Origin of the sequence: Candidatus Poriferisodalis sp. (assembly GCF_965215815.1) — a bacterium.
GTDB lineage: Bacteria > Actinomycetota > Acidimicrobiia > Acidimicrobiales > Poriferisodalaceae > Poriferisodalis.
The window spans coordinates 986,599-999,423 of record NZ_CBDCEO010000013.1; the positions used below are offsets into that span (position 1 = coordinate 986,599).

Below are 12,825 nucleotides of genomic sequence, written 5' to 3' on the forward strand. Positions count from 1 at the left end.
ATGGGTTTGAAATCTTGTTCAAAACTTTGCAAACGAGGTCGTCGTGGGGTGCGAGCTACAGGATGATGATCGAGACGAAGGCGTCTGCGCTCCATTCGAGCAGTGTCTGGGGCAGGACGCCGACGACCAAGGTCACCGCCACGGCGAGCGTGATCGCGAGAACAGAGGTGGGGGGCAGGCCACCCCAACGCGGGCGGCTCGCTCGGGCGACAGGAGCGCTGTCGCCGTCTGCGGCCGATCCTTCAGGCGCGTACATCGCCAGCACGACGCGCAGGTACGCGAAGGCGCTCACGACAGCGGTTCCCATGGCGACCGAAGCGAGGACGTAGCCACCCGTACCGATTGCGGCACGAATGACCACGAATTTCGCCACGAAACCAGCCGTGAGCGGCACGCCGGCCTGAGCCAGGAGCAGCACAGCAAACGCCAGCGCCAGCACAGGATGTCGCCGTGCCAAGCCGCCATAACGACTGAGGTGATGGCGGCTGGTCTCGTCGGCCGGCTCCGTCGAAGCGGACCCGATGACTGACAGCACCGCGAAGCTGCCGAGCGCCATAAACGAGTAGGCGACCAGATAGAAGACAGCCGACGAGATCCCGTTTCCCGCATCGACGGAGACGCTGGCCGAATCGCCGATGGGGGCCCAGATGTCCCGCAGCACCTCCAGGTCGACCGCCGTCAGGCCGACCAGCACGAAGCCTGCGTGGCTGATCGAGCTGTACGCCAACATGCGCTTGACGTCGTTCTGGCAGATGGCCATGACCGCGCCCACTGCCAGGGTGGCGAACGCCAAACCGGCGAGGATCGGGGTCCAGGCGACGCTCTGCTCCCCGACAGCCACGTACAGCACGCGCGCCATCGCGGCGAAACCCGCTGCCTTGGCGATCGATGCCAGGTAGCCGGTCACGGGGCTGGGCGCACCCTCGTACACGTCGGGTGCCCAGAAATGGAACGGGACGGCTGCCACTTTGAACCCCAGTCCGACGAGCAACAACGCGATGCCAGCGAGCAGCAAGTGGTCCGTTTCTCGGATGGTTCCGAAGAGAAAGTCTCCGATCCCGCTGAGATTCGTGCTACCGGTGGCGCCGTAGACCAGCGCGATGCCGTAGAGGAAGAACGCCGAGCTGAACGCCCCCAGCACGAAGTACTTCATGGCCGACTCGCGTGCGCTCGCTCGTCGGCCCGCCAGCGCGATCAGCACATAGAGGGCGATGGACAGCGACTCGAGGCCCAAGAACAGCACGATGAGATCGTTTGCGCCAGCCATCACGACTGCGCCGGCAGCAGACGCCAGCAGCAGTGCCGCGAACTCCGGCGGCGCCATGCCGTAGCGGTCGAGGGCTGAATGGGCGACCAGCGCAGTCATGACCACACCGGCGCCGACCAGCACGGTAAGCAGCAGGCTGAAGCTGTCGGCCACGAATGCACCGGCCAGCGTGGGTCGTGGTGTGGCGCCCCAGGCGGCCCATTGGACGGCCGCAACGATGGCGGCGGCGGCGGCGGCGGCGATCGAGGTGATGGTGGACACCCAGCCCGGCAGCGAGCGGGTCTTCAGCGAGGCCACCAACAGCAGTCCGAGAGCGGTGCCGACGAGGATGATCTGCGGGACGAGCACCCACCAGTCGACGGACGGAGAAATGAACGGCGCTTCGAGCGACGTCATCAGTGACGGTCCTCGTCGTGGGGAGCATCGGAATGGGAAGCATCAGAGTGCTCGCTCGAAGCAGGCACCTCGACGGGGTCATCGGGCGCAGGCAGCTCGAACCCGCTGTGTTCGGCGAAGTGCTCGAGCAGGTTGTCGGCCGTCGGCTCAACGGCGCTGAGCAACGGCTTTGGATATACGCCGAGGGCCACCACGGCAATGACAAACGGTGCCAGCGTGAGCAACTCGCCCCGGCGCAAATCGGCCGTCTGGCGGTCGGCCGCAGCGGGAGGGCCGTGGAACACCCGCTGGTAGGCCCACAGCAGGTACAGCGCCGCGAGGATCACTCCCGTCGCAGCGACGACCGTCCACCAGCGCCGCGTCTCGAACGAGCCGATCAGGATCAAGAACTCGCCGACGAAGCCGTTCAGGCCCGGCACGCCGACTGATGACAGCATCATCAGCGTGAACACACCGGCATAGACCGGAGCGGCCGATTGGATGCCCGCCAGCTCGTCGATCTGGCGGGTGTGGCGCCGCTCATACAGCATCCCGACCAGCAGGAACAAGGCGCCGGTGGTGATGCCATGGTTGACCATCAAGATGACGCCACCGCCGACTGCCTGGGTGGTGAAGGCAAAGATGCCCAGGACGATGAAGCCCATGTGCGCCACCGAGGAATAGGCCACGAGCCGTTTGAGGTCACGCTGCATGGCAGCGGTGACCGCACCCCAGATGACACCCACCACGCCGACGGTGACCAGCACGGGCGCCGCCCACTCCGAGGCCTCTGGGAACAGGTACAGGCCGAACCGCAGCAGGCCGTAGGTGCCGAGCTTCAGCAGCACGGCCGCCAGCACCACTGAACCCGCCGTGGGTGCCTCGGTGTGCGCATCGGGCAGCCAGGTGTGCAGCGGCACCACCGGCACCTTCACCAAGAAGGCGATCGCAAACGCCACGAAGCACAGGCGTGCGGTGTTGGTAGCCAGGTGCTGGCCCTCAGCCAGCGTCACGAGGTCGAAGGTGATGCCGCTGTCGGGTTTGCCGAGCACGGCGGTGGCCACGATCGCCACGAGCAGCAGCGCCGAGCCGGCCATTGTGTAGATGAAGAACTTCGTGGCGGCGTAGCGGCGTCCCTCGTAGCCCCAGCCGGCGATCAGCAGGTACATGGGCACCAGCACGACTTCGAACATCACGAAGAACAGGAACAGGTCGAGCGCCAAGAATGCGCCGACCGAACCTGCTTGCAGCAGCAGCATCCACGCCGTGTAGGGCTTGGGATTGTGATGCGGGTCTACCCCCGCCAACACAATCGGCACGATCAAGCTGGTCAGCACCACGAGCCACAGCGAGATGCCGTCGACGCCGACCTTCCACGAAATGCCGAGCGCCGGGATCCACGACACCGTGCTTTCGAACTGGAACGCCGCGTCGCCGTTGCTGAGCTGGGCGGCTGCGGCGCTCGTGTCGAACTGCCATGCCAACGCCAACGCCAACGCGCCGCCGATGGCGGCGAAGAGCGTGCCGATCGGGCGGGCGAGGTCGGGGCGGCTCCGCGGCAGCAGTGCCACCACCAGCGCACCCACGACCGGCACGAAGATCAGCGCGTTCAGCAGCGGGAAATCGCTGCCTGCTCCGGCGGCCGCAAGCAGGGTGCCCGTGCTCATGAGACGCCCCGCAGCGCCAGCCAGACAACAAGGATGATCGCGCCGACCGCCACACCCGACGCGTAGTGCCGCAGGTAGCCCGACTGCAGGGGCCGTACTGCCTGACCGAGCTGCCGCACGAGCTTGGCGACGCCGTCGACGGCGCCGTCGACGACCTTTCGGTCAACAGTGGCGGCTGCTTCGAATGCGGCAGTTCCGGGTCCGCTCACGAAGTTGGAGATGGTGGAGTCGACGTAGAAGACGTTCTCCAGCAACGCTGGCTCGAGGCGGTCCGTCGGGATGCGCGATCGCAGCCACGCGCCCACCGCGACGGCAATCCCGCCGAGCGCCATGACGATGGCGACAAGCGCCAAGATCAGCTTGGTACCGGTACCCGAAGTGAAGTGAAGCGGATGGGCCAGCACCGGCTCCAGGAAGTGCTCGAGCACCAGCCAATCGCCCACCAGCGGCAAGTTCACGACACCGCCGATGGCCGCCGCACCGGCCAGCATCACGAGCGGCAGAGTCATAGTCGCCGGCGACTCGTGCGGGTGGACGTTGTCATCCCAGCGCTGGCCGCCAAAGAACACCAGGAAGGTCAGGCGGCTCATGTAGTAGGCGGTCAGCAGTGCGGTGACCAGGCCCACAATCCACAGCAGGGGCCCGATATCGGGCTGTTCCCACGCCGCCAGCAGGATCTCGTCCTTCGACCAGAAACCCGACAGCGGCGGCACGCCGGCAATCGCCAGCCAGCCCACGATGAACGTGACCGCGGTGATGGGCATGGCCAACCGCAGGCCGCCCATGCGGCGCATGTCCTGCTCGTCGCCGAGGCCGTGGATGACCGAGCCCGAGCCCAGGAACAGCAGCCCCTTGAAGAACGCATGCGTGACCACGTGGAAGATCGCCGCCACGTACGCGCCCGAGCCGATCGCCAGGAACATGTAGCCCAGCTGGCTGATGGTGGAGTACGCCAGCACCTTCTTGATGTCGTGCTGAGCCACGGCGGCAAGCGCAGCAAAGAGCGCCGTAGCTGCACCCACGATGGCGATGATGAGCAGGGCCGTGTCGGTCAGCACCGGGTTGAGCCGCACCAGCAGGTACACACCGGCGGTCACCATCGTGGCGGCGTGCACCATCGCGGAGACCGGTGTGGGGCCTTCCATGGCATCGGGCAGCCAGACGTACAGCGGCAACTGCGCTGACTTGCCCGCAGCGGCCAGCAACAACAGCAGCGACACAGCGGTGGCGGTTCCGGTGGCCAGCGTTGGCGCGGCGGTCGCCAACCCGGCGTAGGACACCGTTCCGAGCGTGGTCCACAGCAGGAACGTGGCGACCATGAAGCCGAAGTCGCCGATGCGGTTGGTGACGAATGCCTTCTTGCCGGCGGTTGCCGCGGTGGGCCGTTCGTGCCAGAACGAGATCAGCAAGTACGAACAGGTACCGACCCCTTCCCAGCCCAGGAAGGTGACGACGAGGTTCTCGCCCAGCACCAGCATGAGCATCGAGAACAGGAACAGGTTCAGGTACAGGAAGAACTTGGAGTACTTCGGGTCTCCCGCCATGTAGCCGACCGAGTAGAGGTGGATGAGCGTTCCGACGCCGGTCACGAACAGCGCCATCGTCATCGAGAGCGGGTCCACCAGCAACGCCGCGTCTACCTCGAGACCCCCGATCGGCATCCACTCGAACAGCGTCGAGATGAACCAGCGCCCGCCGCGCCCACCCGCACCGCCCTCGGCCGCTGAGTCGAGGCCGAGCAGCCCGCCGAAGGTGATGAGAGTGAGCAGGAACGACCCGGCACTGGCTGCAGTGGCCAGCCAGCCGACACGAGGTTCGCCCAGGCGCGGGCCTGCCAACAGGAGAATTGCGAACCCCGCGAGGGGCAGCGCGGGGATGAGCCAGACCACCGAGACCATTGCCTCAGCCCCTCAAAGCCGACAGATCGTCCGCCGTCGCGCGGGGGGAGGCTCGCAGCACCGCAACCATCAAGCCGAGACCCACGACGACCTCGGCGGCAGCGACGACCAGAACGAATAGCACCACCGTGTGCCCATGCACATCGCCGAAACGATCGGCGAAAGCAATAAAGCTGAGGTTGACCCCGTTGAGCATCAGCTCGACGCACATGAGCATGATCAGCGGGTTGCGTCGCACCAGCAGCCCGGTGCCCCCGATGATGAAGAGCATCGCGCCGAGAACCAAGTACCAGCCGGTCGTTACCTCGAGGCCGCTCATCGACGAGCCTCCTGCGACGTCTCGGCGCTCTCGAAGTTCGCCATGGCGCCATACGAGCTGCGCCGAGCCAAGATCACCGTGCCGATGACCGCCACGATGAGCAGCAGCGACGTCAGCTCGAACGCGTACACGTAATCGGAGAACAGTGATCGGGCAATGTCGCCGACGTCTGCGGCGTAGCTCGTGGCGGCAGGCTCAACCTCGTTGCCGAGAACGCCCGCTTCCTCGAGTTCGTAGGAATGAGCACCCATGAACAGCCGGTCGACCGCTGCCACCAGCCAGACCAATACCGCTGAGCCACCGATGCCGAACGCGGCAGCAGTCCAGCGTTGGGCAGGCAGTGCCCCCAACGACAGCCCGGCGGCCCTGTCGACGCCGAGCAGCATGATGACGAAGAGGAACAGGACCACGATGGCGCCCGCGTAGACGATGACCTGCACTGCGGCAATGAAGTGCGCCTGCTGGGCGACGAACAGCACCGCGATGCCGAACAGCGTCATCACCAGCATGAGCGCCGCATGCACCGGATTGCGCGAGAGCACCACGCCGATCGCACCGATGAGGCACGCGGCGCCAGCCACCGCGAACACGACCACTTCAGCCATCAGTGGTGACTCCCCGCTGCACGGGTCTGACTGGGCCCGTCGGTGTCGGAGGGCCCGTCGGTGTCGGAGGGCCCGTCGTCTTCGGAGGGCCCGTCGGTGTCGGAGGGCCCGTCGTCTTCGGAGGGTTCGCTGTCAGGATCGATCGAGTCGTCGTACTCGGCGTGCTGGCCCTGTTCGGGAGCCCTCACGCCGTACCCCAGCTCACCGCTCCACCCGACGCGCCCCTCGTAATCTGGCTGGCCCGAGGGCGAGGTGGCCCGCATCCAGCCAGAGGTGTGCTCGTCGTCGCCTTCGTGCCACAGTTCCCACGGCTGGCGCCGGGGGCGACCGTCATCATCGGTGAGCAATTCGTCTCTCGTGTAGATGGCGTCGCGGCGCGTCGGAAAGCTGAACTCGAAGACCTTCGTCTCGGTGATGGCCTCGGTCGGGCAGGCTTCCACGCACAGGTCGCAGTGAATGCAGCGCAGGTAGTTGATCTCGTAGACGTAGCCGTAGCGCTCCCCCGGAGACACCGGGTCATCGGGTGGGTTGTCGGCGCCGCGGACGTAGATGCACCGGGCAGGGCACACACCGGCGCACAGCTCGCACCCGATGCACTTCTCCATGCCGTCCGGATAGCGGTTGAGCACGTGCCGCCCGTGGAAGCGAGGCGGCTTCGGTCGCTTCTCGTGCGGGTATTCGGTGGTGACCCGCTCACCGAAGAGCTTGCCGAACGTGACGATGAAACCGTCGAGGTAGCCCATCAGCCTCCCCCTCCCGTGTTGGTTGGCGCGCCGTCCTGCGGCGCCAAGCCGACGTCGGCGTCGGCGTCGACGTCGGCGTCGAAAGGCTCATCGACGTCGCCGACTCTGCGCTTGGCGGCCCGCAGTGCCGCCGACAGCAGTGCCCACCCGATCGCGAATCCGATCGCACCCGCGATCAATGTCCAGACCTGATTCCAGCCCTCAACGCTCGCCAGCTCTCGCAGACCCAGGAACATCAGCCAGAAGAGCATCACGGGGATGAGCACTTTCCAGCCCAGCGACATCAATTGGTCGTAACGCAGCCTCGGCAGCGTGGCTCGGAACCAGACGAACATGAACAGGAACGCCAGCACCTTGACCAAGAACCACACTGTCGGCCATAGCCAGGTCCAGCCGAAGAAGACGGGTCCGGCCGGTCCGCCGAAGAACAGCGTCACCATGATCGCCGACATCGTGATGACGTTCATGAACTCGGCAAGGAAGAACAGGGCGAATCGGATCGACGAGTATTCGGTGTGGAAACCGCCGACGAGTTCCTGCTCGGCTTCGACCATGTCAAATGGCGGGCGGTTCAGCTCTGCAGTTGCAGCAATCAGGAACACGACGAACGGCACGATGCCGCTGGAGATCACGAACCAGGTGTTCACACCACCGGCTTGTTTCGCCACGATTCCCTGGGTGGAGAGCGTCCCCGCTCCGATCACCACGGCCACCACCGCCATACCCAGCGCCGCCTCATAGGAGATGGCTTGCGCCGACGCGCGAACTGAGCCGATGAGCGGGTACTTCGATCCCGACGACCAGCCCGCCAGCATCACGCCATAGACGGCGACCGAGGACATCGCAAGCAACAGCAGGATGCCGATCGGCGGGTCAGCCACCTGCAGGATGGTCTCCTTGCCGAACAGCGTGACCGTGCCGGTGCGGACCTCACTTGCTGAAGATCCAGTGTCGATGAACACGCCGCCGACGGGCACGATCGCGAACGCCACAAACGCGGTGACCGCCGAGATGTAAGGGGCCAGACGGAAGACGAGCGGGTCTGCGTTGGCGGGGCGGAGGTCTTCCTTGAAGAAGAACTTGACACCGTCGGCGAAGGCCTGCAGCAGACCCCACGGTCCGGCCACGTTGGGACCGATGCGGTGCTGCATGTCCGAGATCAGCTTGCGCTCGAACCAGATCATGAACATGGTGGCGACCAGCAGGGCGCCGAAGGCCACCAGGACCTTGACGCCCATGACGGCGATGTCGCCCCAGTCGACCCCATCGGCAAAGAGCGGGTCGCCAGTCATCGCAACGCCCCACCGCCGGCTCGGGTCTCGACCCGCACGTCGGTGACCGGAGCAGTCGCGTCGATCAGAGCGCCCACGTCGATATCAGATGAGGGGAACGCCAGCACGACGTTTCCACGGGCGACACCGCCATCAGCCACGATCGGCAACCGCAGCGCACCGCGCTCAGAGTGAACCTCGACCTCAGTTCCCGAGTCGACGCCGACACGCTCCAAGTCGACCGGGTGCACGCGCAGGACCGTTTCGGCTTGCAGCGACACCAACGCCGGCGTCTGATTGACAGCCACCCCACCGTCGTAAAGCTTGCGGCCGCACACCAACCGGAGGCCATATGCGTCTCGAGGTGGTGCAGCGTGTTCAGCCGGGAACTCAGGCTCGAAAGCCGCTCCCGAAGCAACCACGCCGTCAGCCCCAAACTCAGCCCCGATCGCTCCAGCGTGCGTAGCGCACAAGGCGGCAATCTCGGCGGTGATTTCCTCTGTGGACTCAAAGCCCAGGTCCCCCCCGCAGAGCACCGCCAGCTCGGCGGCGATCATCCAGTCGGGACGGGCCGAGCCGGGCGCAGTCACCAACTCGCCCACGGCCGAGATGCGTCCCTCCAGGTTGGTCGTAGTGCCTGACTTCTCACCGAACACAGCGGCAGGCAGAACGATGTCGGCTTCTGCGGTGGACTGGTTCACGAACGAATCCACCGCTACGACCGTGCCCGCGCCGGCCACGCCGAGGCGCGCCAGCATGCTGTCGGGGAAATCGGTCAGGGGATCCGCGCCGATCAGGAAGAGCACGTCGATCTCCCCGGAAGCGGCCGCCGCGAGGATCCCCGCTGCGTCGTGCCCTCGTTCGGTCGGCAGTTCGCCCCACGCCGCCGCCAAGGTCGGCGACGGGCTGGCGCTCAGCGTGCGTCCGGGAAGGAGGCCCGGCGCAAGGCCCATGTCGAGCGCGCCGCGGACATTCCCGCGGCGTGCGGCAACGAGGAAGCGCGCATGGGGGACACGAGCACTGATGACCGAAGCCGCCTCGGCCGTTGCCTCGGCCGACTCTGCGACCGACGAGCGGCCCAGCACCACCACCACCGATCCAGACGCCAGCTCGGCAGCCAACGGATCGTCGCCGCCGAGCAAGTCCCGCAGCACCGATGCGGTCTCGCCGCCGCGGCACTGCTCGCTCCGGGCTGCGTTGCGGGTCAGGCCGGTTTCGGTCGGAGAAATCTCGACCAGGCGAGTTGTGCCCGCTCGTGCTGCGCCACGCAACCGCAGGTGCAGCACCGGCAGCTCCTCGCGGAGGTCGCCGCACACCAGCAGTGTGGTGTCAGCGCTGCATGCGTCGTCGATCGTCGCACCTGGCAGGCCGACGACAAGCTCCGCAGGCAAACCGTCGCCCAGCTGAGCGTCGACGTGATCGGTTCGCAGCACCGTGCGTGCCAGCTTCGACCATGCGTACGCGTCCTCGTTGGTGCCGCGGGCTCCGCCGAGAACGGCAATCGTTCCGGGTCGGGCGGCGGACACAGCGGCGGACACAGCGCCAAGGGCACTTGCCCAGTCGGTCGGCTGAAAGCGGCGCAGCGGCTCAGCATCGGCGAGTTCGGAAGTGCCGGCAGCCGATGGCGCACGGGCAGCCAGCGGCGTCGTCACCCGATCGGGGCTTGCGACCGAGCCATAGCCGAACCTGCCCTTGTCGCACAGCCAGCCATGGTTCACCGGGTCGATATCGACTCCCAGATAGCGCACCAGTTCATTTCGCGACGACTGGATTGCAATCCGGCAACCGACGGCGCACGTCGTGCAGGTGGACTCGGTTTGGACCAGATCCCAGGGCCGCGCCTTGAAGCGGTACGGCGCTGCGGTGAGCGCTCCGACGGGACAAATCTGCACCGTGTTGCCTGAGAAGTACGACGAGAAGGGCTCGCCGGGGAACGTGAGCACCTGGGTCTCGTTGCCACGCTCGGTGAAATCGATGAGCGGGTCGCCTGCCACCTCGTTTGCGAAGCGGGTGCAGCGGTCGCACAGGATGCAGCGCTCCCGGTCAAGGTGCACCAAGTCCGAGATTGGGATCGGCTTTTCGAAGTGCCGCTTTTCCTCGACGAAGCGGGACTCGCCCGGGCCGTAGGCCATGGTCTGGTCCTGCAACGGGCATTCGCCGCCCTTGTCGCAAACCGGGCAGTCCAGAGGGTGGTTGATGAGCAGCAGCTCCAGCACACCTTCCTGTGCCCGCCGCGTGCGCTCGCTAGTGGTGTCGACCACCATCTGCGGCGAGACCGAGACCACGCAGGAGGGCTGCAGCTGGGGCCCACGACCGGTGTCGATCTCGACGAGGCACATGCGGCACATGCCCACCGGGCTCATCCGCTCGTGGTAGCAGAACCGCGGGATGTACACCCCAGCGCGGTCCGCAGCCGCAATGACGAGTTCGCCCGGCCGCGCATCGACTGCGACGCCGTTGATCGTCACCTCGACCGTGCTCGGTGCCGTTTCGGCAGCCGTGGCGTCAGACACGGATGGCCACCTCCGAGACTGAGCTTGATTGCGGGCTGCCCGGCAGCCCGGTGCTTGATTGCGGGCTGCCCGGCAGCCCGGTGCTTGATTGCGGGCTGCCCGGCAACTCAGCGTCAAAGTGGGCGTTCGGCGCTACCCGGGCCTCGAATTCCTCCGGGAAAAGCGTCATGGCCGAGTGCACCGGCGCGAATGCCGACGGGCCCACGAAACAGATCGTCGTCATCTGGTACGGGAACGGCTTCGGTTCGAGGCCGCGTTCGGGCACCGCAGCGTGCGGGAAGTCGCCCGGGCAGATCGAGGCCCCGACCTCGAACAGCAGGTCGAGATCGCGCCGCGTGCCGGTGCCGTCGCAGACTCGCCGCAGCACCCGCTCCAACCACGTCGCCCCTTCCCTGCATGGCACGCACTTGCCGCACGACTCATGGGCATAGAACTTCGTCAGGGTGAGCGCCGCTGCACAGATGTCGGTGGTGTCATCCATCACCATCACCGCTCCCGAACCCAGCATCGATCCCTGCGGACCCACTTCGGACGCCTCGAACGGCAAGTCCAGCTGGGCGGGTGTGAACCACGGCGCGGAACCGCCGCCGGGCACAAAGGCCTTCAGTTCCCTGCCCGGACGCAGACCACCGCAGTAATCGGGGCCATAGATCAGGTCGCGGAACGTAGTGGAGCCGTTAGTGATCTCGTAGACGCCGGGGCGCTGGACGTGTCCGCTCACGGCCACCATCCGTGTGCCGGGCGAGGTGGGGGTGCCGATGGCGGTGAAAGCCGCCGCTCCATTGCGCAGGATCCACGGCAGGTTCGCGAGGGTTTCGACGTTGTTGACGATGGTGGGTTGGCCGTACAGCCCGATCGCGGCCGGGAAGTACGGGGGCTTGAGCCGCGGCATGCCCCGTTTGCCTTCGAGGCTCTCGATGAGGGCTGTTTCTTCGCCCACGACGTACGCGCCGGCACCGGAGTGCAGCACGATGTCCACCGAGAAATCGGTGCCGCAGATGTTGCGGCCCACCCAGCCGGCGTCGTACGCCTCGTTGAGGGCCTGCGCGACACGTTCTTGCGCCAGCACCATCTCGCCGCGGATGTACAGGAAGCACTGCGACAGCCCCACCGCGTAGCAGGCAATCAAGCAACCTTCGATGAGCTGGTGCGGATCGAGCTCCATAAGCAGGCGATCCTTGTAGGTGCCTGGCTCGGACTCGTCGCCGTTCACGACGAGGTAGCGGGGCCACACGCCTGGCGGGCAAAAGCCCCACTTCACACCTGCAGGGAAGCCAGCACCGCCACGCCCCAGCAGGGTCGCGTCGCGCACCTCGCCGTGAACATCGGCCGGCGCGCGCTCCAGCGCGGCACGCAAACCCTCGTAGCCGCGCGTGGCCAGGTAGCGCTCGAGCGTGTAGCTGTCGGGATGGTCGAAGCGCTCGGTGACGATGCGCGGCGCGTCGTTCGCCACGAATCCGGGTGCATGAGGAATCGTGTAGGACGCCATCAGCCCGCTCCCCCGCCGGACGCTCCGTTTGCTGCTGAGAGCGTCAGCCATACGGGTGCTTCGTGGACTTGGTCGGGCGGCACGGCCCCGACCGCTCGCTCGGCCGGGATGCGCTGCCGAATGCGTGCGGTGATGCCGTGCGGTGGGATCTCGTCATCGAGGGCACCCGCTGCCAAATCGTCGATGAGCTGATCGAACTGCGGGGCGTCGACCCGGTAGCGGTACCGGTAGTTCACCTGCAGGCATGGGGCCTCGGTGCAGGCGGCCTGGCATTCCGCAGAGGCCAGCGTGAACATGCCGTCGGGAGTGGTGCCGCCGACCCGCACGCCCAAGCGTTCCTGTGCGCGTTCCATGAGATCGGCGGCACCGGCGAGTGCACACGACATCGTGACGCAGATGTTCACGAGGTACTTGCCGACGGGCTCTCGTTTGAACATCTCGTAGAACGAGCAGGTGCCGAGCACCTCGGCCGGTGTGGTGTCGACGAGTTCAGCGATCTCGACCATTGCCTCATTGGAGACCCAGCCGGCCTGTGCCTGCGCGACATGCAGGAGCGGGATCATTGCAGAGCGACGCTTCGGGTAGCGGCCGATGATCTCGCGCGCCAACATGCGATTCTCCTCCGAAAAGAAGTTCACCTAGCTGTCCCTCCACCGTCGGACGCTGGGTGAACCACAA

10 protein-coding genes are annotated in these 12,825 nt (G+C 66.3%); all 10 read right to left on the reverse strand.

Annotated elements, in window-relative coordinates; all coding sequences use genetic code 11:
* Positions 1–55: 55 nt before the first annotated feature.
* Genes ACOOHB_RS14430 through nuoE form a run of 10 tightly spaced genes read right to left on the reverse strand, consistent with a single transcriptional unit; the run spans position 56 to position 12,785 of the window.
* Complete coding sequence (locus tag ACOOHB_RS14430; RefSeq protein ID WP_420445526.1) at positions 56–1,663, reverse strand: NADH-quinone oxidoreductase subunit N; 1,608 nt, start codon at positions 1,661–1,663, stop codon at positions 56–58.
* The gene (locus tag ACOOHB_RS14435) at positions 1,663–3,309 is read right to left on the reverse strand and encodes a complex I subunit 4 family protein (RefSeq protein ID WP_420445527.1); all 1,647 of its coding nucleotides are present in this window, start codon (positions 3,307–3,309) and stop codon (positions 1,663–1,665) included. Before ACOOHB_RS14435 ends, ACOOHB_RS14430 begins: the two co-directional genes overlap by 1 nt.
* Positions 3,306–5,207, reverse strand: coding sequence for an NADH-quinone oxidoreductase subunit L (nuoL, locus tag ACOOHB_RS14440; RefSeq protein ID WP_420445528.1), 1,902 nt, complete (start codon positions 5,205–5,207; stop codon positions 3,306–3,308). Before nuoL ends, ACOOHB_RS14435 begins: the two co-directional genes overlap by 4 nt.
* A 4-nt stretch (positions 5,208–5,211) precedes the next feature.
* Complete coding sequence (gene nuoK / locus ACOOHB_RS14445) at positions 5,212–5,526, reverse strand: NADH-quinone oxidoreductase subunit NuoK (RefSeq protein ID WP_420445529.1); 315 nt, start codon at positions 5,524–5,526, stop codon at positions 5,212–5,214.
* A complete protein-coding gene (locus ACOOHB_RS14450; protein ID WP_420445530.1) occupies positions 5,523–6,131 on the reverse strand; it encodes an NADH-quinone oxidoreductase subunit J in 609 nt (202 codons plus the stop codon). Before ACOOHB_RS14450 ends, nuoK begins: the two co-directional genes overlap by 4 nt.
* Positions 6,131–6,874, reverse strand: a complete 744-nt coding sequence (gene nuoI / locus ACOOHB_RS14455) for an NADH-quinone oxidoreductase subunit NuoI (protein ID WP_420445531.1) — start codon at positions 6,872–6,874, stop codon at positions 6,131–6,133. Before nuoI ends, ACOOHB_RS14450 begins: the two co-directional genes overlap by 1 nt.
* Positions 6,874–8,166, reverse strand: a complete 1,293-nt coding sequence (gene nuoH / locus ACOOHB_RS14460; protein WP_420445532.1) for an NADH-quinone oxidoreductase subunit NuoH — start codon at positions 8,164–8,166, stop codon at positions 6,874–6,876. Before nuoH ends, nuoI begins: the two co-directional genes overlap by 1 nt.
* Complete coding sequence (gene nuoG, locus ACOOHB_RS14465) at positions 8,163–10,658, reverse strand: NADH-quinone oxidoreductase subunit NuoG (RefSeq protein ID WP_420445533.1); 2,496 nt, start codon at positions 10,656–10,658, stop codon at positions 8,163–8,165. Before nuoG ends, nuoH begins: the two co-directional genes overlap by 4 nt.
* The gene (gene nuoF, locus ACOOHB_RS14470) at positions 10,651–12,147 is read right to left on the reverse strand and encodes an NADH-quinone oxidoreductase subunit NuoF (protein ID WP_420445534.1); all 1,497 of its coding nucleotides are present in this window, start codon (positions 12,145–12,147) and stop codon (positions 10,651–10,653) included. The genes nuoG and nuoF overlap by 8 nt, the downstream gene beginning before the upstream one ends.
* A complete protein-coding gene (nuoE, locus tag ACOOHB_RS14475) occupies positions 12,147–12,785 on the reverse strand; it encodes an NADH-quinone oxidoreductase subunit NuoE (RefSeq protein WP_420445535.1) in 639 nt (212 codons plus the stop codon). The genes nuoF and nuoE overlap by 1 nt, the downstream gene beginning before the upstream one ends.
* Positions 12,786–12,825: the final 40 nt, after the last annotated feature.